We start from the raw sequence: 25,226 nt of genomic DNA on the forward strand, positions 1-25,226 counted from the left end.
ATGAGAAATTCAGTGGGAAATTCGTGGTTATACCCCTATTTAATCAAATCAGCAAGGGTATTGTTCCGATAGATTTCCAAGGCGCTATCCCTTACTTGAAGCATTAATTTATGAACCGAGCACGTTTTCTCATCTGGACAATCTTCACACCTTTCATAAAAATTAAGACTAACACAAGGTACCATTGCTATAGGACCCTCAAGAATTCGCATGACATCGGTCATAAGAATATCTTTAGGCTCCTTAATTAGGTAATAACCACCCCCTTTTCCTTTCTTTGAACCAAGAATTCCCGTTTTTCGAAGACTTAACAAGATACTCTCCAAAAACTTTTGGGAAATATTTTCGTTCCTAGCAATTTCAGCAATTTGCACAGGTTGTCTATTTTCCTGTGAGGCAAGAAAAGTTAAAGCCTTTAGGCCATATTTGGTCTTTTTGGATAGCATTTAACGAAGATAGAAAAATTTAATATTTTCATATGAATCCAAACAACATTAAAACTGTTTAACTTAATGCTTGCTCAATATCGCCAATAATATCCTCAATATGTTCCAAGCCAACTGATATTCTAACAGAGCCATCAGTAATCCCAACAGATTGCCTTTCTTCAGCTGAAAGCTTGCTATGTGTTGTCGATGCTGGGTGAGTCACAATACTCCTCGAATCACCTAAATTGGCTGACAAGGACAATAGTTTTATCGAATCGAAAAACTTCCTCCCAGCCTCAAGTCCGCCTTTAACTTCGAAAGCAACAACACAGCCACCAGCTTTCATCTGCCTTTTAGCAATTTCATACTTAGGATGCGACTTTAAAAAAGGATATTTCACCCAGGTTATTTTGTCATGCTGCTCCAGATATTCTGCTAATTTCATTGCATTTTCGCAATGCCTGTCAACCCGGATTGCCAAAGTCTCCAAACTCTTGGATAAAACCCAAGCATTAAAAGGTGATAATGCTGGACCAGTTATTCGAGAAAAACGATAAATCTTGTCAACCAATTCTTTGCTCCCAACTGTAATGCCTGCCAAAACCCTTCCTTGTCCGTCCATAAGTTTAGTGCCAGAGTGAATTACTAAATCTGCACCAAACTTTATGGGTTGCTGCAAATATGGCGATGCAAAGCAATTATCAATAATCAAAATAAGATTATGTTTCTTCGCAATTCTTCCTAGAGCCTCCAAATCAAGTATATCAACTCCTGGATTGGTTGGGGATTCAGCATATATAACCTTTGTCTGGGGTGTTACCATTTTATCAATGGTTTCGAGTTCATCTATCTTAAAAAAGCTATGGGTAATATTCCATTTAGGAAAAAAATTGGTAAACAAACTATGTGTTGAACCAAAAACGCTTCTTGCAGATAATATATGATCCCCACTGCTCAACAAAGCAGCAAATGTTGAAAAAACAGCTGCCATACCAGAAGCAAATGCAAAACCGTCCTCAGCACCTTCCATCTTACATACCTTATCAATAAATTCTGAAGAATTCGGGTTTGAATATCTTGAATAAATATTACGTTCTTTTTCCTCGGCGAAAGACGCTCGCATATCCTCAGCATCTTCAAAGACAAAACTAGAAGTCAAGTACATGGGACTAGAATGCTCCAAATATTGTGACCGCTCTAATTGTGTGCGAATTGCTTCCGTTTCAAATTTTTTACTCTTTCCCATAACTATCCTTTTTCAGCAATACGAAGAATATCCCCAAAAACACCTCTTGCCGTAACAGCCGCACCTGCTCCTGCACCTTGAATTACCAATGGGTGCTCACCATATGACTCAGTATAAATTTCTATAATTGAATCTGAACCTTTTACTTGACCCAGAGCACTTTCTTTTGGCACCGAAATCAATTTTACATCCAATTTACCTTTCTCTTTTCTAAGATCACCATGCAAATCACCCACATATCGCAATACATGACCAGGTTTTTGGTTCTTTTTTAATTGATTGAACTTTTCGTCCAACACTTCTAAATTACCCATAAATTCGTCCACAGTGACATCTTGAAGTATCGTTGGAATCAAATTCTGAATTTTAATATCGAAAAACTCATTACTTAATTCCAACTCCCTTGCCAAGATCAATAATTTACGACCGACATCATTCCCTGATAAATCCTCCCTAGGATCGGGCTCGGTAAACCCTTTATTCATAGCATCCTTAAGAATCGCTGAAAAAGAAGTGTTGACCTCAGAGAACGTATTAAATATATAGCTTAAAGACCCTGAAAACACACCTTTGATCCTCGTAATATTCTCTCCGGACAAATGAAGTAATTTTATTGTATCTATAAGTGGCAACCCCGCCCCAACATTAGTTTCATAGAGGTATTGTTTTTGGTTTTTGACTAATTCATCCCTCAACAATTGATAATAATCAAAACCTAAAGTGTTGGCTATCTTATTGGATGAGACCAAATCAAACCCATTTTCAACAAACTCAAAATAGTTGGCAACAAACTCTTCGCTCGCCGTATTATCAACAGCTATCAAATTTTCAAAATGATGTTTCTTGGCATATGCAAAAACATCTGTCAATTCATAAGCAACACCTTTTTCCTTTATTGTTTTTTTCCAGTTTTTTGGAATTCCTTTTTCATTGAATAGTACTTTCTTAGAATTTGCCACTGCAAAAACGTTTAAATCTATTCCTTTACGTTTTTCAATTGTCTTAGCCGATTTCAAGATTTGATCAACCAATGTACCGCCTACATTGCCGTGCCCAAAAATTACAACATTGACTTTTTTACTTATGCCGAAAATCTGACCGTGCATTACATTCAAAGCCTTGTGCAAATCTGATTTATTGACCACCAAACTCACGTTCTTTCCTGTAACCGTATTATTGAAAAGCAAGGGAACAATCTGATTTTGGATCAATGAATTATAGGGTTTATGGAAAGTACTTAAATCCTGACCCACAATTGAAATTACCGATACATCATCGACCACAGTTATCCTATTGATATCCTTTGATTGAAAATCATGGGCAAATTCCCTTTGGAGTGCGATTTTTGCCTTTTGCGCACTATCTGCATTAACCACCAACCCTATTCCTCGTTCAGAAGAACCTTGCGAAATAATGCTAACACTTATATTGTTATCGCCCAAGGACCTGAATATTCGAGCGTCAATTCCCACCTTTCCTAGGAGTCCACGACCTTCCAAATTGATCAATGCAACATCCTCTATAACAGATAAGGACTTTATACCTTCTTTATTCGTTTTAGCACTGATTAGAGTTCCCTCATTATCACTTTTAAATGTATTTAATATTCGCAGGGGAATATTTTTTTCAATCAGTGGAATAATTGTTTTTGCATGAAGTATAGTTGCACCAAAATTAGCTAGCTCGTTCGCTTCGCTGTATGAAAGTTCTGATATTCGTTTCGCCTCAGCAACATAATCAGGATTAGCAGTAAATATACCATCTACGTGCGTATAATTTTGAAGCTCCTCAGCATCAAGGTAGTTTGCAATCATGGCAGCAGAATAATTACTTCCGTTCCTCCCCAATGTTGTGGTTTCATTTTCTAAGGTCGAAGCTATAAAACCAGTAATCACCGGAACAGCTTCTTCGCCTAATTGGGAAAACTCGCGTAGCACATTTTCTTTTGAAACCGCCTCGATAACATGGGCATCACCAAATGTATCATCAGTTTTAATAAGCTTTCGCGAATCCATCAATCTGGCGTTGATTCCCTTTCCTATTAAGAGTTTGGTAATTAATTTTGCCGAAATCACTTCCCCATAAGATAATACCTGGTCTCTTATTTTGGCACTATAATCCCCAAGCAAGGAAACACCTTCGAATAATTTGAACAACCCTTCAAACTCTGAAGAGAGGTTCACATTTTTAAATGTATGTGTTTGATAGCTCTCGAACTTCTCAAAATCCTTTGAGTAATCTTTTCCTTCAGCAGCTTTTTCCAGTATCGCCTCTAATTGATCAGTAGCTTTTTCCCTCGCCGATAAAACCACTGCAATATTCTCACCTTTCTTAACCTTGTTGGTTATAATGTTCAACACATGACCTAACCCCTCTCCATTGCTAAGCGATTTTCCGCCAAACTTCAAGACTTTTATTCCTTGAGTTTTTCCATTGGTATTAAAAATACCGTTGAGCAGCTTTTGCATTTGTTCAAACTCAATTAAAAATGCATCATGCCCATGAAGCGATTGCACCTCACCATAGGTAACATTACTTTTCGCCTGTGCCAACTGCTTAAAGGTTTCTTTATTTTCCTTGGCCGTAAAAAAGAGATCAGAATCTACACCTACGATATGGATATTGGTATTACTATTTTGAAGATTAACAAAGGCTGATTCCCCATTTCGTGTAATGTCAATAGTTTTCAATAATTGGTTCATTAATTTATAAGCCGAAACTTGAAAACGATCCTTCAATTTCTCGCCATGGTGCATTAACCAACTTTCAACATTGAATACTTGTAGTTCTTCATTCGTACTCCTTTTGAATCGCTCTTTAAAAGACTCTGGAGTGCGATAGCACAACATGGCATGCATACGCGCATCGTGAACAGGTTGTTTAGAATTTACCAAAAACTGCTCCTGAATTTGACAATTGGCAATCAACCAATCTGTAGATTTCCAATCAGATGCAACAGGAATCAAATGAGTCGTCAAATTTGGATTCAAGGCTGCCATTTCCCAAGCAATACCACCTCCCAGTGAGCCTCCTATCATGGCAAAAAGTTTATCAATTTTCAACTCCTTAAGACCCAATAAAAAAATCCTAGCAACATCTCCTGCAACAAAATCCTTGTAATTTTCAATTACAAATCCGTCATAGCCATTCCCAGGAATATTAAAGGCCATAATTGTATATTTATTGGTATCTATACACTTGCCCTCTCCAATTAGGGCAGACCACCATCCTTCAGGCCCTGTTACATTTGAGTTTCCCGTCAAAGCATGATTAACCAATATTATCGGTGCCTCATGCAAGTTTTTTCCAAAAAGTTGATACGATAGTGAGATATCCTGTTCAACCCCGCTGATGGTTTTATAATTCTTTAATTCTAATTGATGTAGCATTATTAACGTACTCTATAATTATTGATATTCTCCTCTACCCAAAGGGCAAAGGAGAATTTGAAATCTATACCAAAATTGATTTGTCAACGGCTTCGAATGCAGACTCTAAATCTGCCTTTAAATCCTCAATATCCTCTAAACCAACTGATAACCTTATTAAATCTTGACCTACACCTGCAGCTTCCTGCTGTTCTGAAGTCAATTGTTGATGTGTTGTACTTGCTGGATGGATAATCAAAGATTTTGTATCCCCAATATTGGCCAATAACGAGAACACCTGCGTTGCATCTGTCACTTGTTTGGCAGCTTCAAAACCGCCTTTAATTCCAAAAGTGACCAATCCACTTTGTCCTTTTGATAAATACTCCTTGGCAAGATCATTATAAGCACTACTCTCCAAACCAGGATAATTAACCCAAGCAACGTCTTGTCGACCTTCCAACCATTTAGCCAGTTCCAAGGCATTTTCACTGTGTTGTTTAATACGAACCGACAGTGTTTCCAACCCTTGAATAATTTGAAAAGCATTATATGGGCTAAGGGCTCCCCCAAAATCGCGAAGGCCTTCCAAAATCAGTTTAAAAGTAAAAGCAGCTGCACCCAGAGCCTCATGGTAAACTAACCCATGATATCCTGCTGAGGGCTCAGTGAATTCAGGAAACTTGCCATTGGACCAATCAAAGGTTCCTGCATCAATTATTGCTCCTCCCAATGAGTTTCCTTGACCCCCAATATATTTTGTTAACGAGTGAATAACCAAATTCGCCCCATGCTCAATTGGATTCAATAAAGCAGGTGTGGCCACTGTATTATCAACAATAAATGGCACTTTAGCCGCTTTTGCTTGAGCAGAAATACCTTTTAGGTCAAGAACATCCAATTTTGGATTCCCTAATGATTCAACAAAAATAGCCCGCGTATTCTCTTGGACAGCACTACCAAAATTCTCAGGATCCGAGGCATCGACAAAAGTTGTTGTGATACCCAGTCTTGGTAAAGTAACATTCAATAGATTAAAAGTCCCACCATAAAGACTGCTCGACGCGACTATATGATCACCAGCCTTCAATAAAGTTAATAACCCTGTAGAAATTGCAGCCGTCCCTGATGCAAAAACAACCGCACCTACACCACCTTCAATGGCAGCCAAACGATCTTGAAGAATTTGATTCGTTGGATTATTAAGACGCGTATAAATAAACCCTAGCTCCTTTAAGGAAAATAAGTTGGCCGCATGATCTGTATCGTTAAAAACGTACGAGGAAGTTTGGTAAATAGGCACTGCTCTTGTACCACCTGTTTGTGTTGTGTCATGCCCAGCATGCAGTGCATTTGTAGAAAATTTTTGATTACCCATGATTTTAATTTGTTTTAGTTGTTAATTAAATAAATCAAAACACCAGCACCATAATTGCGATGAAGCAATATGGAAAATCAAAAAGTTAAAAAGAAAGAGACAATTACATTTTGTAATTCGTTTCGTTATCTGCCGATATGCTGAATTAATTTCAACAGTTGGTAGAATTTAGCACCTTCTTTATTATAGAAACAAAGGGTTGCTAAGGCTTCATAGGGTCTAATCCCTCCACCTTTCTTGATAACAATTCAATATGTGTTTGAACTTTTGAACGACAAATATAAGGCCGCAACTTTGGTTTTTCCTAATCTTTTATGAAAATTATATCTTAAATGCTGCTTTCACCTCATCAACCATATCCAATTTCTCCCATGTGAACAGTTCAACCTCTGTTTCTATTCTGCCATTGTATGGTGATTCAAAAACTTTAGTAATCACCTTAGGCTCTTTACCCATATGACCGTAGGCTGCTGTTTCCAAATAAATTGGGTTTCGCAGCTTTAACCGTTCCTCAATGGCAAAAGGTCGCATATCGAATAATTGGGAGACTATTTCCGCAATTTCTCCATCACTTTTATCAACCTTAGAGGTTCCATACGTGTTTACGAAAATAGAGGTTGGCTCCACTACACCTATTGCATAACTCACCTGCACTAAAACTTCATCCGAAATGCCAGCTGCCACAAGGTTTTTTGCGATATGACGTGCTGCATAGGCTGCACTTCTATCTACCTTGCTTGGGTCTTTGCCACTAAATGCACCGCCACCATGGGCGCCTTTTCCACCATAAGTATCAACAATTATCTTTCTACCTGTAAGACCCGTATCCCCATGAGGTCCACCAATCACAAATTTCCCTGTAGGATTGATATGATATTTTATTTGATCATCAAACAGGGTCTGCATATTCGAAGGCAATTGATTAACGACGAGTGGAATCAGGATTGATATGATATCATCTTTGATTTTGGCCAACATTTTATCATCATTGGCATCAAATTGATCATGTTGAGTAGAAACTACTATAGTATCTATTCGTTGAGGAACATTATCATCAGAATACTCAATGGTCACCTGTGCTTTTGCATCCGGTCTTAAATAAGCTATTTCATTTCCTTCACGTCTCAAGTCTGCCAAGGTCTGCAAAATTCTATGAGAAATATCAAGAGCTAAGGGCATATAATTTTCGGTTTCTTTTGTAGCATAACCAAACATCATTCCTTGGTCCCCTGCACCTTGTTCTTCTTTTGAACCTCTATCAACACCTTGGTTAATGTCCTGTGATTGTTCATGAATCAAAGAAATAACTCCGCATGAATCTCCACTAAACTGGTACTCCCCTTTAGTATAGCCTATCTTATTGATAACATTCCTGGCAATATTCTGAACATCCAGATAGGTATGACTTTTTACTTCTCCGGCCAAAACTACTTGACCAGTTGTCACCAATGTTTCACAAGCCACTTTGCTTTCGGGGTCAAAAGCCAAAAAACTATCCAACAAAGCATCACTGATTTGATCCGCAACTTTGTCCGGATGCCCTTCACTAACAGATTCTGAGGTAAATAAATATGCCATTATTCTATACTATAATTATAGGAAAAAATGAAATGATTGCAGGTGAAGCGTAGTTACTGATATTTTTCAGTAGGTACTGCTTTAGCATTTTATGAAGTTGAGAACTTCGAGGTTGCAATCAGTCAAATCTTTCCTCTTGATGTCGATGGCAAAAGTATGAATTTAGTTTTGTTCTAAAAATGGTTTAACAATAATTTATTGTGCTCTAAAGATTATACTTCACAGTAAAAAGCACATATCGCGGCTGTACAAAATAGGATTGTGTTGCGTAGAATAATTCATTCGTACTATCACTATTCAAAGAATCGGTATCAAGTAAGTTCGTACCCTTTAACCCAAATTCCCATTTACTATCTGCTTTTTGGTAACTTAAATTGGACTCTAAAAAGCCGTAGGTGTTTTTAATTGTATTTTCTTTATCTGTATACTGATAATAATCGTAATCAAGATTGAAAATAAAATTCTTAAAAAGGGGGGTGTCAAACTTTACAAAGGGCCTTTTGGTGTAAAAGGTTGTTTCTAAGTCAGCATTTTTATAATTATTGACCATATATCTGTAACCTAATTCCAAATTTGGGGCATTACTGAAATTAGTCGATAATGAGGTAGTATAACTTTGGGTAAACGAATCTGAAGTTTGCTGCTCCCCTCCTATAAGGTTGTTTGTTGTTGACCATGCAACATTGCCCCGAAAAGAACCTTTTATCTTTCCAAAAGTACGTTCATACCTACCCATTGCCGATAATGATTCATCTTTAAAATTTGAATTTATGGTAGTCCCGACTCTATTGATTCCGACAATTTCTGAACTGTTTTTAAAGGCATCAATCTTTTTAGTGTAAACGATATTCCCAAAAATATTCGTGAAATTGAACATATTGAAACTAAAGAAATTCAGCGACAGATTATGGTTTAAAGCACTTTCCAAATCACGATTGCCCCTATAGATCGAATTATAGGAATTAAGTACATATGCCAGGGCAAATTTATTCACATCGGTAAAAGCACGGGTCATCTGGTAATTGAACCTTAAATTCTCAGATTTTTTGAGTTGCATATTTATATACATATCGGGCAAAAAAGAAGTCAGCTTATCGGTAACCTCTGTATCTGACTGAAGATTTTTTGCTGTGTATGTATGCAATGTGGCCCCAGGATTGAAAGTGAAAATCCCTGTAATAAATTTATAATGAAAACCCATGTACAAATCTGAAACGGAGTATGTAATATCGTTTTCAAAGTCATTACCCGTTAAGGTCAATGCACTGGCATTATCCAATATTTGATAAATGGAGGAATTGAAATTCTGATGGCTTTGAGTGGTACCCAAAGTAAGGTTCAAATTGCTTTTACTTCCTAAAATATGGTAATAATCAATTTTTGCATCCACCTTATTCGTGAATGTCTTTTTTGCTTGATTTAAATCGTACATTTCTTGGTCGGTAACCACAGGAAAAATATCAGAAAAAGCAAACTCCCTTCTTAGAGCTTCATAGAATGGGTCTTCGGCTTGGTACAAATACTGGGCTTCGACAGCAAAAATATTCTTGTCGTTCATTGTATAGTACAGATTCACATTTTGATTTATTGATGTAGGTTTTTGCTTTTTCTCTTCAACTATTTCATCTACAATATCAGATACTGAAAGCACATCTATTGTTTCAAAATCATCTGATTGTTTCAAAAACAAATCGTAATCCATTTGAAAATCATCATTGGGTTTAAATCTTGTACTTAACTTAGCCAACCCTAAATGAACGGTTTGATCAGTTTTAGTAGAAGCCTCTTCTATTTCATTACTGGAAATGAAGGTTGTACTTTTTTGGGTTTCCATTAATGTCCCAGTATAGGAATAAATACCAAAACCACTTAAATCCCAGGCTTTATTTGGAGAATAACTCACATTTACCGCAGCAAATTTAGTTTCAAGGTCTTTGGCCCTATTATTCTGCATTGTTGAAAGCCCCAATGCATCTGAACCTGTACCAATACTACTTCCCCCACGAGAGTTCAAATTTCTAAAGCCGCCAGTAAAATTTCTGTAATCGCGTCGAGTAAAAGGCACTTCGCCCACATTATTCATATCTGTTATGATATTGATACTGCCCTTAGGCGAGTAATAAAATAGTTTAGGGTGTGCCAGATATCGGGCTTCTGGACCATATCCTGCCGTAATTTCACCAAACCAAAAATTCTTTTTCCCTTCCTTTAATTTAATGTTCAATGCTACATTATCATCATCATTGGTTAAACCTCGCATTTGCGAAATTTCATTATAGTTTTTTAAAACTTCGACCTTACTGAGCGCATCAGCTGGAATATTCTCGACTGCCAATTTAGAATCGCCATCAAAAAAATCTTTGCCCTCTACCATCACTTTTTGCACCGTTTTCCCCTCAACTTCAATTTGTCCATTATCATTGACCTCTATTCCAGGAAGGTTCTCTAATACATCTTTTAACTTTTTTTCTGTACCGGTAACAAAAGCATCCGTGTCATAAACAATAGTATCACCCTTTACTGATACCGGCATTTCATAAGTGACTTCAACATCATCCAACATATTCACTTGTTGGTTCAAAGTAAAATCCTTGGTAATCTCTTTAGCGACGGGAGTTATTGCAAAAACTTCGGTAGCAAAACCTATGTAACTTATTTTTACTGTATATGCCACATTCATCTTCAGGTTAAGCTTGTAACGCCCTGAATGATTTGTAATCCCATATGACTCTAATCCCTTGGTCTCATCATTAATGGCAATAACATTGGCCATTTCAATGTTTGTACCTGTACTATCACTTACAATCCCAGTAAGTAAAACTTCCTGGGCAAGACAGGAAACCATAACACCAAAAAATGCAATACAAAACAATATCCTTTTCATGGGAAGAAATACTTTGAAATAAATATCAATACTTAAGTGAGTTTTGGTTTATTAGAATCTACGATCTCCTGGCGGCCTTCTATTTCTAAAATTCTCCCTCATTTCCTGCATTTTCTTTTTTGAGATGTCATTATACTCTTGTTGGTTCACTTTTTTACCTTTTGTGGGAGCTTTTATATCTACCTTTTCTTTTGGGTTCAATATAATCTTGGAACAGATGATTGTTGTAATATCATCTCTAACTTCAAGAATAAGCCCCGGAAGACCCCAGTATTCATCAGGACCATGATTTATTGGCACTTCTGGAGTATACCATGCAACAATCTGAACTTCTTTCTCAATAACTTCTTCCTCCTTTTCCTCTTTATCATCATTCATTTTCCTATTTCCTTCTGGCCCCGGACCAGGTGGTCTAAAAGCCCTCGGGTTTCTTCGTTGTATCATTTTTGTGGCGGTAGCTTTGAAAGCGGTATAATTTCCAATTTGTTTCGTTTCACTACCCATTTTCCAATCTAGTTTTGGAAGGCTGTCCTCTATCAAAAATATCTTTCCTAAAAGTTCATTTTTCGATAAATACTTTTGCTCTTGAATGTTCTTATAATAATCCCCATTACCACCACTCATCATACGGAACATCATTCCACGTCTATTATAAGTATTGGGTTGCTCCAGCTTTTCCTCTTCTTTATAAATTGATTCGGCCGTATTGAAAATGAGTGTAAAAGACCTTTCACTGGCGCTTTTAATACGTTCCATAATTTCCTTTTTACGGTCTTCTGGAATTTGCCTTCCGCCAAAATCCATATTCACCTGTGTTTTACTTTCGTAAACCGCCTTTCCTTGGAAATCTTGGGAAATTACGCTTTGAAGGGTAAGCAAAAACAAGAGACTTATCAATACTAATTTCATGTCAGTAATTTTGATTTGATTATTAGACGATTCTTTCGTGAATAGGTTTAATCCAAAATTAAATATTTTTTCATCGGATTTTATGCTTAGGATTTTCACGAACTATTGTTATCTCGTATATTGTGTACCTAACAAATTTGTTATCTAACCTATACAAATTCATTATTAAGGTATGCACATTGCAGTTGCAGGAAATATTGGCGCCGGAAAGACCACACTTACTAAATTACTTGCAAAACATTATAAATGGGAGGCACATTTTGAAGATGTTGTCGATAACCCTTATCTAGATGATTTCTACAATCAAATGGAGCGCTGGAGTTTTAACCTCCAGATTTATTTCTTAAACCATAGATATCGTCAAGTATTGAGTTTTCGTGAGAGCGGAAAAGACATTATTCAGGATAGGACCATTTATGAAGATGCTTATATTTTTGCTCCTAACCTTCATGCGATGGGTCTTATGACCAATCGGGATTTTAGTAACTACTCGAGTCTTTTCGAGTTGATGGAAAGCTTGGTGCAACCACCAGACCTTTTGATATACCTTCGAAGTTCCATTCCCAATCTGGTAAGTCAAATTCATAAACGAGGGCGGGAATATGAAAACACCATCTCGATTGACTATTTAAGCAGATTGAATGAACGTTATGAGGCATGGATCCATGGGTATGAAAAAGGAAAACTTCTCATAGTAGATGTTGACAATCTTGATTTTGTTGACAATCCTGAAGACCTTGGAGAAATTTTAAACAAAATAGACGCCGAGATAAACGGTTTGTTTTAGCAATTGAATCCTATGACCAATTGCATATTAGCAAGTACCTCAACTTTACACGGTGGCACCTATTTAAATTATCTCTTTGAATCTCTAAACGAGCTATTCGAAAATGCTGATGAAATTCTTTTTATTCCTTATGCCAGACCAACAGGAATTACCTATGATGATTACACAAAAATAGCCCAAAAAGGGTTCAAGAATATCAATAAAACCATTGTGGGCATTCATACTTTTGATGACCCCGTAAAGGCAATTAAAAATGCCAAAGGCATCTTTATAGGTGGTGGAAATTCTTTTGTTTTGGTAAATTCATTATATGAGAATAATATTCTCCCCTCCCTAAAAGAAGCTATCACCAATGGCGTGCCTTATTTGGGAACAAGTGCAGGAAGCAACATTGCAGGGCCAAATATTATGACCACGAATGATATGCCCATTGTATATCCTCCAAGTTATGACACACTAGGGATTATCCCGTTCACCATCAATGCGCACTATCTAGACCCAGAACCAACATCCACACACAAGGGTGAAACTAGAGAAACTCGCATAAAGGAATTTCATGTTTTTAATGATTTACCTGTGGTAGGACTTAGGGAGGGAAGCTGGATTCGTCTTCAAAACCAAGGTATTATATTGAAAGGCAACGATTATAGTGCCCGCATATTTGAAAAAAACAAGGAGGCTTACGAACTGCCGACCGAATCTTCATTAGGTTTTTTAAGGTAGAAAAACTACTGACTGTCTCTTCTATTAAGAGCTTAAGCAAATCTCCAAATTCATTCCCTCATTGATTGATGGTTTTCGCTCAAGAAGAAGCCCCATTCACTCATTTATCATTTTACATGCCTAGAATAGGTCTTATTTTCAAAGTAACATTTAACAAGCCTAAAAACTGACTATATAAATTCCGGATATAGATATAGTAGACTTGTAAACAAATGTTTAACCTCGCCTTAATAACCATTGGGCACAAATTTTGAAAAAATGAAACCAAAAAAGAATCCGAAAAGAGATTTGAACAAGAACAGTGGGCTTTATTTTGTGATTGGCTTAATGCTGGTCCTATGCCTTACCTTTATCGCCTTTGAATGGAAATCATATGACAAACCGTTTTATGATGACATTGGGATGAATACGTTGGATAATGAAATTACTGAAGAGTTGCCTCCAATTATTCTACCAAAAACCCCTCCACCTCCGCCTCCAATAACACCCACGGTCATTGAACTCGCAAAGGATGATGACCCGATTATTGAAACAATTATTGAAACCTCTGAAAGTAGTGAGGAAACACCTATTATAGAAGTGTCAGATGTTATCTATGAGGAAGTACAACCAGAAATTGATGTTGATTGGATATCGATAGAGGAAGTACCTGTTTTTCCTGGCTGTGAAAATGAAAAGGACAAAAGAGCCTGTTTTCAAAAAATGATGAATAAACACATTCAGAAAGCAATCCGATATCCTGAAGAAGCCCAAGAAATGGGTCTTGAAGGTAAGGTGTTCACTCAATTCACTATTCAAGCAGACGGCACAATAGGTGAAATTCGTTTACGTGGTCCTCACAAGGCGTTGGAAAAAGAAAGTGCAAGAATAATAAATAGACTCCCTATTATGACCCCTGGTAAACAAAGGGATAGAAATGTGAAAGTAGCTTTTACAATTCCTATTAATTTTAGACTACAATAAAACCATAAAAAACAAAAAACCCTGACGCAATGGTCAGGGTTTTCATTATTTGAGTTAGTATCTAAGATTATTATTCCTCAATAACCTCTTCAATCTCTTTTTTAATTTTAATCTTAAGATTACCTTCAGTACCCTTATAAGCTTCAACTTTCGCTTTCACTTCTTCTTCAGTTCCAGTGAACACTTCTTCCTTAACTGACTGTTGTCCGTTCTCAGTAGTCGTTGTTGTAACCGTGGCGTTAACAATCCCATCATCACCTTTCTTCATTTCAACACGTACTTCCTTCTGAACCTCTTGAGCAACCATTTCAGTAGCAGCTTTTTCCCCATTGTATGCAGTTAAAGTATCAGCAGATATAGCGATACTTGGTGCGATTACCAAAGCAACAACAGACATTAATTTTAAAAGAATATTCAAAGAAGGACCAGATGTATCTTTAAATGGATCACCAACAGTATCACCAACTACAGCCGCTTTATGCGCATCAGTACCTTTTCTACCATCAGATTCAATCATCTTCTTAGCATTATCCCAAGCACCACCTGCGTTCGATTGAAAAATTGCCATTAATACACCACAGGTTGTAACACCAGCCAATAGGCCCCCTAACATTTCAGCGCCACCAATAAAACCAACAGCTACCGGTACTGCAATTGCCAGTAGACCAGGTAAGACCATTTCTTTAATAGATGCTTTCGTAGAAATGTCAACACATTTATCATACTCAGCTAGTCCATCTGCTTCATCAAAAATCGCACGTTGTTCAGGCGTTGCTTTTGACATATCTGAATCAACTGCTCTCATTACTTCTAGAGCTGCTTTCAATTGGGGAATATCTCTAAACTGACGACGAACCTCTTCAATCATGGCCATAGCTGCCCTTCCTACTGCATTCATAGATAATGCAGAAAATACAAAAGGAAGCATTCCACCGACAAGAAGTCCTGCCATAATGGTTGGTTTAGATACATCAATAGATGTAACATTGGCAACCTTCATAAAGGCAGAGAATAAAGCCAAAGCAGTTAAAGCAGCAGAAGCAATTGCAAAACCTTTTCCAATAGCAGCAGTTGTATTACCTACAGCATCCAATTTATCAGTGCGTTCTCGTACTTCAGGATCTAATTCTGCCATCTCTGCAATACCACCAGCATTATCAGAAATTGGCCCGTATGCATCAACAGCTAATTGAATACCAGTGTTTGCCAACATACCTACTGCGGCAATTGCAATACCATATAAACCGGCAAAATGATGAGACACTAAAATCGCTGCAGCAATTAATAAGATAGGAATCATGGTAGACATCATACCTACACCTAAGCCAGCGATTATGTTTGTTGCGGCACCCGTTTCAGATTGCGCAACAATAGAATTTACTGGTTTAGTTCCAGTACCTGTGTAATATTCAGTAATCTTCCCTACTCCCAAACCAGCTACAAGACCAGCCAAAGTAGCCCAAAAAATTCCCATTGCTCCATGAGGTAAACCTTCAACACTTTCAGGAATCAATGCATTAATAATAAAGTACGAAGCTACCACCATTAACCCAGCAGAGCCAAATTCTCCAATATTTAATGCAGTTTGTGGATTTCCACCATCTTTAACTTTAACAAAGAAAGTACCGACAATAGACATTAAAATACCCACAGCAGCTAGTACCAATGGAAGGTATACAGCGCCTAAACCTGCAAAATCAGGAGTAATAATAAATGCCCCTAATACCATTGTGCCAATAATAGAACCTACATAAGATTCAAATAAATCAGCTCCCATACCGGCAACATCACCAACATTATCACCAACATTATCAGCAATAGTAGCTGGGTTTAAAGGGTGATCTTCAGGAATACCTGCTTCAACTTTACCTACCAAGTCAGCACCAACATCAGCAGCTTTGGTATAAATACCACCACCTACTCTAGCAAACAATGCTATCGAAGATGCTCCTAAAGAAAATCCGGAAAGAACATTCAACACCAAACCTAAATTCTCAGCTCCTGGCCATATAGATTGATACGCCATAAATAAACCACTAAGTCCTAAAACTCCAAGACCAACAACACCTAGTCCCATTACAGCCCCACCAGCAAAGGCAACTTCCAATGCTTTTCCTAAAGAAGTTTTAGCAGCTTGGGTTGTTCGAACATTTGCTTTAGTGGCAACTTTCATTCCTATAAAGCCAGCTAAAGCAGAACAAATAGCACCTACTACAAATGAGAGCGCAACCATTCCGTTTGATCCTACTTCACTATTTCCTTTGAAATACAAAAGAATAGCCACCGCTATTACAAAAATTGAGAGAATCTTATACTCTGCCTTTAAAAAAGACATTGCACCATCTGCAATATTCTTGGCAATTCTAGCCATTTTATCGTCACCTACTTCTTGTTTAGAAACCCACATGTTTTTCACAAACACAAACAGCAGTGCTACGACTCCAAATACTGGTAATAATTGAATTACTAATTCCATTTCGTTTAGTTGTTTTTAAGTTTTTTTTAACGGCTGCTAAAATAGTAAAATCAAATAGATAAAAAAAGCGGGCAATTAATAATAAATGCCCGCTTTTCTTAGGTTAAACTTTTATTCACTAAATAGTGAAAGTTCTTTTTTTCTTATGCTCACTGTTGTCGTAACGTTCTACACATTTATGGTAAATTTCGATTGCTTCCTTGGCATCTCCCCAACCGCCAACGTCAACCTTCTTTTCTTCTAAGTCTTTATAAACCTGAAAGAAATGCTCAATTTCTTTTAATCTATGTGGGTTCACATCTGAAATGTCGTTCCTTTTACTCCAAATCGGGTCAGAGATAGGTACGCAAATAATTTTTTCATCCGGACCTTTTTCATCGGTCATATGAAAAACGCCGATAGGCTTTACTTCAACAACAACCATAGGAAAAGTTGGTTCGGTACACAAAACCAAAACATCCAATGGGTCTTTATCAAGAGCCAAGGTTTCCGGTATGAAACCGTAATCCCCAGGATACATCATCGAAGAAAACAAGGTACGGTCAAATCTAATTTTATGTAAGGTAAAATCGTATTCATATTTATTACGACTTCCTTTAGGTATTTCTACCAACACATCGAAAGTGATATTTTCTTTTTTACTCATAGTTGTTTTTTATATTCTGCAAAGTTAATTCAAATGGTTATACGAGTGTTTATTAATTATATGTGCATTATTAAAAGTGAAAGCCAAATTCGCCAGTAACGCTAAACGGTCTGGCATTTGGGCTATCAAGATAATTTCCCCTAAAATTAAAGTCAATCCTAAAGAATTTTAGAATATTACCAACCCCAACGGAATATTCCCAATAAATCTGATCAGTAGGTGCTTGCAGAGGAATATTTGTAGGGCTACTTAGTGCAATATTCTCCTGTGAAAGATCTCCCCAAACACCTCTTAACCCAACGAACTCCCTTAAATTCCATTTGCGTATTATTGGTATTCTTGAAAATAATCTTCCATTAAAATTATGCTCCAGATGGACTGATGCATACGTATCTGTGACGAACTCATAAAAATCCAAATTAGGAAATGTCTTATATATAGTGAACAGGGTTTGGTTACCTGGAACCACATTCAAAAGGCTCAATGGAACTTCGCCAAAAGTTTTACCAACCTCGATGGTACTATTTAGTCTACCAAAACCACCCACTTGCCAAGGTTGGCTGTATGAGAACTGTAGTTTGCTATAGTCAAAATCACTTTCCAAGAAACCTTCAAAACCTCTCGTATAATTCAACAACAAGGTGCTATATGTGTCATTGATGTCATAACGCTCAACACCATACCCAATAGTTCGTTTACCAGGAGTATAAACCAGCAAAGTGTTAATATCGAATTGCTTTACCTCAGAAGATATTCCGGATGGCGAATCAGGGTCAACATAATCTAGGTTAAAAGCGTCTGGCAAGGCCGAACTCAACGTTCTGAAAGAACTTCCAACCCTTACCCTAAAATTGGTGACAGGTTCAATTTCTAAACTCACAGTACTTAGATTAATATTGGTAAGCCTATCATTTGATCCAACGGTTAATACTGAGGAAGACGCAATACTGCGGCCCATCACATCATTTGTAGAAGTTAAGCTCAAGCCTAGTTGTTCTACATCTCGACGATTACCTCCCGAAATCATCAATCTACTTTTTTTATCCAATAAAAATTTGGCAGAAAAACCGTGCTTTGCTTTTTTGTCCATGAAACCATACGCCATATAACCTTCCAATCGCCAAGGATCGTTCTGTCCAAAATAAGTTCTTGCCCCTCCTCGTAATCGTATTCCTTCGGCATCATTATAACCAAAAACACTGTATACATCGCCTATATCAACATTCCATTTATCAATTTCGATATAACCTGAACCCAAAATACTCGCTATATTATAGAAGGTTTTAAACTTTGGCACTGTTTTAAGTGTATCCAACAACTGATAGATTCCTTGTTCATCCTTGTTCAAGGATTCCAATCTACTGTTGTCCCAAAAAGTGTCATCCCTATTTAATACCAAAGGGTCAAATTCGTTGCTTTTGGCTTTATAAAAATCCCTGGGCTTTTCAATATCAAACTTATAGTCACCATAAACAGTGGTACGCTTACCATAAACCCCTTTTGATTTTTCTTTTTTGTTAAAACTGAAATCGGTTAGCATATAATCTCTTTTCAAAAGAAAAACAGAGTCGCTTACCACATCAAAATCCTGTTCAATGTAAATCTCTTTGACCCAGTTTATATTGGCACTTTTGGTCACCTCAAGGTTTATGTTTTTTATAGCATAGGTTGAATCGTTTACCCAAAAATCACCTTTAAACGTAAGTTCATTTTTTCGCCTCGGGTAATAGGTAATGTTATAACACCATTTATTATCAATAAAAGCGCTATCTCTCAACACGTAATTATAAGTGTCTATACCGGTTCTAGATAAAGGACTTGTAAAGCTTTTGTCAAAAAATTTTAAATAATTATCATAAACATCATAGTCCTGGTACAGGTCTTCAACGAAGGCAATTATTGCTTGATTATTATCAAAGCCTGAATTCTTATTACCAAGGACATCTTCTTTCTCAACCTTTGTTATATTGTCACCATAAACTTTTGCAAAGGTTTCGTTTAAAAAGATAGGGAGATATGTTTTACCGGTAATTCGAGAAGTATCCAAATCTTGAAAAACAAATTCCATCCCCTTGAAGATCTTCTTCTTCATTAGTGCACTATCTATGGTATTTAAATCAAACTCTACTTTTTCATACTTATCATATTGGTATTGTTTGAACATGCGCAATCCATTAACCCTTTTCTTTGCCCAAATTTTACGTAGTAAATCTACCGCAGGATTATTCTTTTTGGATTGTTTTCCCGCATATATTATAACCTCTTTTAATTGCTGGCTACCTTCTAGCATGGTAATTTTCATTTTATAGGTAACCCTTGACGTAAGCTCGATATCTTGGGTTTCGTAACCAATAAAAGAGATTTCGAGAATATCGTACGAAGCATCCGATTCCATATAAAAATTACCATTATCATCTGTAGTCGTCCCTTCAGTGGAATTTTTGAAAATTACATTGGCAAACGCAACAGGCTCCCCGGACTCATCAATCACAGTACCACCAACCTTGGTCTGCGACCATATAATCAAAGAAAAAAGAAAAAAGAAAAGGAATAGAAAATTCTTCATGTATAATTGAATATTCGACTTACAATCTTATCAAAGAATGTACCATTAAAATAAAAGCTTCGTCAACACTAGGTCGGCGAAGCTAAATTACTTTACAAATTTGTATCTCTTATTTATATAACACTTTTTTAACGGCATTTATTACATCTTCATGGTCTGGTAACCACTCCGCCAATAAAACAGGAGAATAAGGTGCTGGTGTATCTGCAGTATTTATTTTCTGTATAGGTGCATCCAAATAATCAAAAGCATTCGATTGCACGTGGAATGTAATCTCACTTGCGACATTGCCATAAGGCCATGCCTCTTCCAAAATAACCAACCTATTTGTTTTTTTAACGGAATTTAAAATTGCCTCATAATCCAATGGCTTAACCGTACGTAAATCAATTATTTCACAGCTAATCCCATCCTTTGAAAGTTCATCAGCAGCTTTATCTGCCTGCTTAATGATTTTACCAAAAGAAACAATTGTCACATCAGAACCTTCTCTTCTAATATCTGCAACCCCCAAAGGAATAGTATATTCACCTTCTGGAACCTCTCCTTTATCACCATACATCTGTTCTGACTCCATAAAAATCACAGGGTCATTATCTCTAATGGCAGATTTTAATAACCCTTTGGCATCCGCTGGATTTGAAGGGACAACCACCTTAAGACCAGGACAATTTGCAAACCAGCTCTCAAATGCTTGTGAATGAGTTGCTGCCAATTGACCGGCAGAACCTGTTGGACCCCTAAAAACTATTGGGCAACTAAACTGCCCTCCAGACATTTGCCTGATTTTGGCTGCATTATTTATGATTTGATCAATACCAACCAAAGCAAAATTGAAGGTCATAAACTCTATAATGGGTCTATTCCCGGTCAATGTGGAACCTACACCAATACCCGCAAAACCTAATTCTGAAATAGGGGTGTCTATCACTCTATCCGGCCCAAATTCATCCAACATCCCTTTTGAAGCCTTGTAGGCACCATTATACTCGGCCACCTCTTCACCCATAAGGTAAATGGATTCATCCGTTCTCATTTCCTCAGACATTGCTTCCGCAATAGCTTGCCTAAACTGTAGTGTCTTCATTAATAGCTCTTATTTAAGATATCCAAAACGGATAAAAATGCATGCAAAAATAGCAAAATATATATCAAAAAATAATTCGAAGGAACTAAAAAAAGTTACAAATTTTACTATGCGTGCATAGTATTCTATAAAAAGAATACCTATCTTAGCAGCATTCTTTTAGAGACCTGAAAATATTACATTTATGAAGATATTAGTTTGCATAAGCAACGTTCCGGACACTACGTCAAAGATTAATTTTACCGACGGTGACACGAAATTTGACACCAACGGTGTGCAGTTCGTCATTAACCCAAATGATGAATTTGGCCTTACTAGGGCCATGTGGTTTAAAGAAAAACAAGGAGCAGCTGTTCACGTAGCTACCGTTGGAGGACCAAGCTCAGAATCTACAATTCGCAAGGCCTTGGCAATTGGTGCCGATGAGGCTATAAGAGTAAATGCCGAACCGACTGATGGTTATTTTGTAGCGCAACAACTTGCTGAAGTTGTGAAAAACGGAGGATACGATTTGGTTATTGCCGGAAGGGAATCCATCGATTATAATGGTGGTATGGTCCCAGGCATCTTAGCCACATTACTGGGTATGAATTTTGTAAACACCTGTATTGAGTTGGAAGTTGAAGGTAATAATGCAACTGCCACTCGTGAAATTGATGGTGGAAAAGAAAAATTATCGACTACTTTGCCTTTAGTGATAGGCGGACAAAAAGGACTGGTTGATGAAAGTGACCTTCGCATACCTAATATGCGAGGTATTATGATGGCAAGAAAAAAAGTATTGAACGTTGTTGAACCTGTTGATGCCATTAAAGCCACCAGCGATGTCAAATTTGACAAACCAGCGCCAAAGGGAGCTGTTAAGTTGGTTGACGCTTCCAATGTTGAGGAGTTAATAAACCTCTTACATAACGAAGCCAAGGTTATATAAATCAAACAACGCAAGTCCAATCCAATTTGAAATCTTAAAAAATTATGTCAGTTTTAGTATATACAGAATCAGATAACGGTAAATTCAAGAAGAACGCTTTTGAGGTCGCTTCTTATGCAAGTGAAGTTGCCAAGCAATTAGGATCCTCGGTGACCGCCATTTCTTTCAATTCAACAGAAAATGAAAGTCTTGGTAAATACGGTGTTTCAAAAGTATTGAACGTTTCAAACGAGCAATTAAATACTTTCAATGCCAAAGCATTTGCCAATGCCATTACAGAAGCAGCAAGCAAAGAAAGTGCATCTGTCATTGTTGTCAGCTCGAGCTCAGATACCAAATATCTAGCTCCAATTATCGCCGCCAAATTAAGTGCGGGCTATGTTTCAAATGTTGTTGCTGCGCCAGAAAGCACAAGTCCGTTTACCGTAAAAAGATCCGCTTTTAGTAACAAGGGATTTGCACATACACAAATAAATACCGATACAAAAGTAATTGGGGTTTCGAACAATTCTTTCGGAGCGGTTGAAAATAATACAACAGCAAGTGTTGAAGATTTTAACCCATCTTTAAATGATGCCGACTTTTCAACCAAATCGATTGAAATAGACAAAGTTGTGGGCCAAGCCACCATAGCCGATGCGGATATAGTAGTTTCTGGAGGAAGAGGATTAAAAGGTCCTGAAAACTGGGGAATGATAGAAGAGTTGGCCGATGTTTTAGGGGCAGCAACTGCTTGCTCAAAACCCGTTTCTGACATGGGATGGAGGCCTCATAGCGAACATGTAGGACAAACTGGAAAACCGGTAGCAAGTAACCTTTATATAGCTATTGGAATCTCAGGTGCGATTCAGCATTTGGCTGGCGTAAGTGCCTCAAAAACAAAAGTTGTGATAAATACAGATGCAGAAGCTCCCTTTTTCAAGGCGGCAGACTACGGCATAGTGGGTGACGCTTTTGAAGTGGTGCCAAAACTCATTGAAAAATTAAAGGAATTTAAAGCCCAAAACACTTAATTTTTGTTAATTTGTGCTCCTAAAGGGCTGTTCAAATTAATTGGTCATCCCTTTTAATTTGAACAGCCCTTTGTGGTTTTTTATTGCCTATGAGTTTAGTAAGACTAAAAATAAAAGGAATATCGTATAGCCAGACACAAAACGGAGCTTACGCCCTTATATTGAATGAAGTTGATGGTGACCGAAAATTACCCATCGTTATTGGTGCTTTTGAGGCACAATCAATAGCCATTGCCTTGGAAAAGGAAATTAAACCTCCAAGACCTTTAACCCACGATCTTTTCAAGAATTTTGCAGATAGATTTGATATCGTCGTGAAACAGGTCATTATTCATAAATTGGTTGACGGTGTCTTTTATTCGAGCATTATATGTGAAAGGGATAAGATTGAAGAAATAATCGATGCAAGAACAAGTGATGCCATAGCTTTGGCTTTACGATTTAGCGCACCCATCTTTACTTATAAGACCATTTTGGATAAAGCAGGGATATTCTTGAAATTTTCCTCAAAGGATTCCGATAAGGATGAAAATGATGACAGCATAATGGTCGATGAAATTCTTCAGGAAGGCGAAACGGTAGAAATAGACACTGGAGCCACTGATGCTTATACCGAGTTAACCATTGACGAGTTAAAAAAAGAGCTTGATAAAGCGGTAGCAAATGAAGATTACGAAAAGGCCGCTAAGTTGAGGGATGAAATATCTAAACGGAATTAATTAACAGAACCTTCCATGCAAAATAAATTTTGGGTATTCATATTGACTCTCGCTTGTACTCTGCCTGTAATTTCCCAAGATTTAATACCTCAAGATACTATTTCCACCGTGGCCGAGACAGTCATAATAAATGACATTTCCCCAACAAATGTTACTGGTATAGCGCCAAATGAGGGATTCTCCGTAAACAGTCTTTGGAGAGGGGCCTTAGGTATGTTGGTCCTTATCTTAATATCATATTTTTTTAGCGCCAACAGAAGAGGCATCAATTGGAAAACTGTTGGTATTGGTTTAAGCATTCAATTGGTTATTGCCATTGGTGTACTTCAAGTTGAATTTGTCAAAAATCTTTTTGAATGGATTGGTAGTGGGTTTGTTGAATTACTGGAATACACTAGAGCAGGTAGTCAGTTTTTATTTGAAGGTCTAGTTGTTGACATGGACAAATTCGGATATATTTTTGCTTTTCAGGTATTGCCGACTATTATTTTCTTTTCCGCTTTAACTTCTGTTCTATATTATTTAGGTGTTATCCAATTCATTGTAAAAGGGTTAGCCTGGTTACTTACAAGATCACTAGGAATTTCGGGTGCAGAAAGTCTAAGTATTGCGGGCAATATTTTTCTAGGCCAAACAGAAGCTCCACTTCTAATAAAAGCCTATTTGGAGAAAATGAACAAGTCTGAAATACTACTTGTGATGATTGGAGGTATGGCCACTGTAGCTGGAGCAGTATTGGCGGCATATATAGGATTTTTAGGCGGTGATGATACGGAAATGAGGTTATATTTTGCCAAACATCTTTTAGCTGCTTCCGTTATGGCAGCTCCTGGCGCCATAGTAATATCTAAAATGCTGTATCCTCAGACTGAAGAAATCAACACTGAAGTAACTGTATCATCAGAAAAAATAGGTTCAAACATTTTAGATGCGATAGCAAATGGTACAACAGAAGGGTTAAAATTGGCCGTGAACGTAGGTGCTATGCTATTGGTCTTTGTCGCATTTATAGCCATGATCAATGGCATTTTAGGGGGTGTAGGTAGTTTCACTGGTTTAAACAATTGGATTGCCCTCCATTCTCCTTATGAATCATTCTCCTTAGAAGCCATTCTAGGAACAGTTTTCGCCCCATTAATGTGGTTAATTGGTGTAGCCAAAGAGGATGTTATGCTCATGGGGCAACTTCTCGGAATTAAGTTAGTGGCAAGTGAATTTGTGGGTTATATCCAATTAGCTCAATTAAAAGATATAGCCAATGCTTCACATTTCACTTTTAACAAGTCTGTGATTATGGCAACTTATATGTTATGTGGATTTGCAAACTTTGCATCAATCGGTATACAAATAGGCGGAATCGGTTCTTTGGCACCTGGACAACGTAAAACACTCTCCGAATTTGGAATGAGGGCCGTATTGGGTGGATCGTTAGCCTCTTTACTTTCTGCTACTATAGCAGGTATGATCTTAGGTTGATTCGTTAATAACCTTTTGATAAAATCATTAATCTCTTTGAACTTTTCG

18 protein-coding genes and 1 riboswitch are annotated in these 25,226 nt (G+C 37.3%); of the genes, 7 read left to right on the forward strand and 11 right to left on the reverse strand.

Annotated features, from left to right (window positions below; translation table 11 throughout):
- Positions 1–35: 35 nt before the first annotated feature.
- The 7 genes from FB2170_RS01080 to FB2170_RS01110 form a co-directional block, all read right to left on the reverse strand.
- The gene (locus FB2170_RS01080) at positions 36–446 is read right to left on the reverse strand and encodes an RrF2 family transcriptional regulator (RefSeq protein WP_013304643.1); all 411 of its coding nucleotides are present in this window, start codon (positions 444–446) and stop codon (positions 36–38) included.
- A 58-nt stretch (positions 447–504) separates the two neighbouring features.
- A complete protein-coding gene (locus FB2170_RS01085; RefSeq protein WP_013304644.1) occupies positions 505–1,674 on the reverse strand; it encodes a trans-sulfuration enzyme family protein in 1,170 nt (389 codons plus the stop codon).
- Between the two features lie 2 nt (positions 1,675–1,676).
- On the reverse strand, positions 1,677–5,063 hold the full coding sequence (gene thrA / locus FB2170_RS01090; protein ID WP_013304645.1) for a bifunctional aspartate kinase/homoserine dehydrogenase I: 3,387 nt from the start codon (positions 5,061–5,063) through the stop codon (positions 1,677–1,679).
- Positions 5,064–5,127: 64 nt separating this feature from the next.
- On the reverse strand, positions 5,128–6,420 hold the full coding sequence (locus FB2170_RS01095) for an O-acetylhomoserine aminocarboxypropyltransferase/cysteine synthase family protein (RefSeq protein WP_013304646.1): 1,293 nt from the start codon (positions 6,418–6,420) through the stop codon (positions 5,128–5,130).
- Between the two features lie 122 nt (positions 6,421–6,542).
- Positions 6,543–6,667, reverse strand: a riboswitch (SAM riboswitch).
- A 74-nt stretch (positions 6,668–6,741) separates the two neighbouring features.
- Positions 6,742–7,998 carry a methionine adenosyltransferase gene (gene metK, locus FB2170_RS01100; RefSeq protein ID WP_013304647.1) on the reverse strand — a complete coding sequence of 419 codons (1,257 nt, stop codon included), beginning with the start codon at positions 7,996–7,998 and terminating at the stop codon, positions 6,742–6,744.
- 205 nt (positions 7,999–8,203) lie between these two features.
- Entirely contained in the window at positions 8,204–10,882 is a 2,679-nt protein-coding gene (locus FB2170_RS01105) for a TonB-dependent receptor (protein ID WP_013304648.1), read from the reverse strand.
- A 51-nt stretch (positions 10,883–10,933) separates the two neighbouring features.
- Positions 10,934–11,791, reverse strand: coding sequence for a GLPGLI family protein (locus FB2170_RS01110; protein WP_041632967.1), 858 nt, complete (start codon positions 11,789–11,791; stop codon positions 10,934–10,936).
- Between the two features lie 172 nt (positions 11,792–11,963).
- Between FB2170_RS01110 and FB2170_RS01115 the strand changes: the two genes are divergently transcribed.
- The 3 genes from FB2170_RS01115 (at position 11,964) to FB2170_RS01125 (ending at position 14,264) form a co-directional block, all read left to right on the forward strand.
- Positions 11,964–12,578: a deoxynucleoside kinase gene (locus FB2170_RS01115; protein ID WP_013304650.1), complete on the forward strand. Its 615-nt coding sequence runs from the start codon at positions 11,964–11,966 to the stop codon at positions 12,576–12,578.
- 12 nt (positions 12,579–12,590) lie between these two features.
- Positions 12,591–13,301, forward strand: a complete 711-nt coding sequence (gene pepE, locus FB2170_RS01120) for a dipeptidase PepE (protein WP_013304651.1) — start codon at positions 12,591–12,593, stop codon at positions 13,299–13,301.
- Positions 13,302–13,559: 258 nt separating this feature from the next.
- A complete protein-coding gene (locus FB2170_RS01125; RefSeq protein ID WP_013304652.1) occupies positions 13,560–14,264 on the forward strand; it encodes an energy transducer TonB in 705 nt (234 codons plus the stop codon).
- A 70-nt stretch (positions 14,265–14,334) separates the two neighbouring features.
- On the opposite strand, the gene FB2170_RS01130 is transcribed toward FB2170_RS01125, so the two are convergent.
- The 4 genes from FB2170_RS01130 to FB2170_RS01145 all read right to left on the reverse strand — a co-directional run bounded on the left by FB2170_RS01130 (position 14,335) and on the right by FB2170_RS01145 (position 21,039).
- Positions 14,335–16,740 (reverse strand): sodium-translocating pyrophosphatase, encoded by a 2,406-nt coding sequence (locus FB2170_RS01130; protein ID WP_013304653.1) that lies wholly within the window; start codon positions 16,738–16,740, stop codon positions 14,335–14,337.
- A 118-nt stretch (positions 16,741–16,858) separates the two neighbouring features.
- Complete coding sequence (locus FB2170_RS01135) at positions 16,859–17,386, reverse strand: inorganic diphosphatase (RefSeq protein WP_013304654.1); 528 nt, start codon at positions 17,384–17,386, stop codon at positions 16,859–16,861.
- A 70-nt stretch (positions 17,387–17,456) separates the two neighbouring features.
- A complete protein-coding gene (locus tag FB2170_RS01140) occupies positions 17,457–19,952 on the reverse strand; it encodes a DUF5686 family protein (RefSeq protein WP_013304655.1) in 2,496 nt (831 codons plus the stop codon).
- A 109-nt stretch (positions 19,953–20,061) separates the two neighbouring features.
- Positions 20,062–21,039 carry a pyruvate dehydrogenase complex E1 component subunit beta gene (locus tag FB2170_RS01145; RefSeq protein ID WP_013304656.1) on the reverse strand — a complete coding sequence of 326 codons (978 nt, stop codon included), beginning with the start codon at positions 21,037–21,039 and terminating at the stop codon, positions 20,062–20,064.
- Positions 21,040–21,223: 184 nt separating this feature from the next.
- Here FB2170_RS01145 and FB2170_RS01150 point away from each other — a divergent pair, with 184 nt between their 5' ends.
- The 4 genes from FB2170_RS01150 (at position 21,224) to FB2170_RS01165 (ending at position 25,178) form a co-directional block, all read left to right on the forward strand.
- A complete protein-coding gene (locus FB2170_RS01150) occupies positions 21,224–21,970 on the forward strand; it encodes an electron transfer flavoprotein subunit beta/FixA family protein (RefSeq protein ID WP_013304657.1) in 747 nt (248 codons plus the stop codon).
- A gap of 44 nt (positions 21,971–22,014) precedes the next feature.
- On the forward strand, positions 22,015–22,983 hold the full coding sequence (locus FB2170_RS01155; protein ID WP_013304658.1) for an electron transfer flavoprotein subunit alpha/FixB family protein: 969 nt from the start codon (positions 22,015–22,017) through the stop codon (positions 22,981–22,983).
- Positions 22,984–23,072: 89 nt separating this feature from the next.
- Positions 23,073–23,702, forward strand: a complete 630-nt coding sequence (locus tag FB2170_RS01160) for a bifunctional nuclease family protein (protein WP_013304659.1) — start codon at positions 23,073–23,075, stop codon at positions 23,700–23,702.
- A 15-nt stretch (positions 23,703–23,717) separates the two neighbouring features.
- Positions 23,718–25,178, forward strand: a complete 1,461-nt coding sequence (locus FB2170_RS01165) for a NupC/NupG family nucleoside CNT transporter (RefSeq protein WP_013304660.1) — start codon at positions 23,718–23,720, stop codon at positions 25,176–25,178.
- Positions 25,179–25,226: the final 48 nt, after the last annotated feature.

Origin of the sequence: Maribacter sp. HTCC2170 (assembly GCF_000153165.2) — a bacterium.
Taxonomy (GTDB): Bacteria; Bacteroidota; Bacteroidia; order Flavobacteriales; family Flavobacteriaceae; genus Maribacter_A.

Bases quoted from the DNA above. Each gene is read 5' to 3' on its own strand.
- FB2170_RS01155 (WP_013304658.1), top strand. From the start codon at position 22,015: ATGTCAGTTTTAGTATATACAGAATCAGATAACGGTAAATTCAAGAAG.
- thrA (WP_013304645.1), bottom strand. From the start codon at position 5,063: ATGCTACATCAATTAGAATTAAAGAATTATAAAACCATCAGCGGGGTT.
- FB2170_RS01125 (WP_013304652.1), top strand. From the start codon at position 13,560: ATGAAACCAAAAAAGAATCCGAAAAGAGATTTGAACAAGAACAGTGGG.
- FB2170_RS01150 (WP_013304657.1), top strand. From the start codon at position 21,224: ATGAAGATATTAGTTTGCATAAGCAACGTTCCGGACACTACGTCAAAG.
- FB2170_RS01080 (WP_013304643.1), bottom strand. From the start codon at position 446: ATGCTATCCAAAAAGACCAAATATGGCCTAAAGGCTTTAACTTTTCTT.
- FB2170_RS01115 (WP_013304650.1), top strand. From the start codon at position 11,964: ATGCACATTGCAGTTGCAGGAAATATTGGCGCCGGAAAGACCACACTT.
- pepE (WP_013304651.1), top strand. From the start codon at position 12,591: ATGACCAATTGCATATTAGCAAGTACCTCAACTTTACACGGTGGCACC.
- FB2170_RS01110 (WP_041632967.1), bottom strand. From the start codon at position 11,791: ATGAAATTAGTATTGATAAGTCTCTTGTTTTTGCTTACCCTTCAAAGC.
- FB2170_RS01160 (WP_013304659.1), top strand. From the start codon at position 23,073: ATGAGTTTAGTAAGACTAAAAATAAAAGGAATATCGTATAGCCAGACA.
- FB2170_RS01095 (WP_013304646.1), bottom strand. From the start codon at position 6,420: ATGGGTAATCAAAAATTTTCTACAAATGCACTGCATGCTGGGCATGAC.
- FB2170_RS01135 (WP_013304654.1), bottom strand. From the start codon at position 17,386: ATGAGTAAAAAAGAAAATATCACTTTCGATGTGTTGGTAGAAATACCT.
- FB2170_RS01085 (WP_013304644.1), bottom strand. From the start codon at position 1,674: ATGGGAAAGAGTAAAAAATTTGAAACGGAAGCAATTCGCACACAATTA.
- FB2170_RS01140 (WP_013304655.1), bottom strand. From the start codon at position 19,952: ATGAAGAATTTTCTATTCCTTTTCTTTTTTCTTTTTTCTTTGATTATA.
- FB2170_RS01105 (WP_013304648.1), bottom strand. From the start codon at position 10,882: ATGAAAAGGATATTGTTTTGTATTGCATTTTTTGGTGTTATGGTTTCC.
- FB2170_RS01165 (WP_013304660.1), top strand. From the start codon at position 23,718: ATGCAAAATAAATTTTGGGTATTCATATTGACTCTCGCTTGTACTCTG.
- FB2170_RS01145 (WP_013304656.1), bottom strand. From the start codon at position 21,039: ATGAAGACACTACAGTTTAGGCAAGCTATTGCGGAAGCAATGTCTGAG.
- metK (WP_013304647.1), bottom strand. From the start codon at position 7,998: ATGGCATATTTATTTACCTCAGAATCTGTTAGTGAAGGGCATCCGGAC.
- FB2170_RS01130 (WP_013304653.1), bottom strand. From the start codon at position 16,740: ATGGAATTAGTAATTCAATTATTACCAGTATTTGGAGTCGTAGCACTG.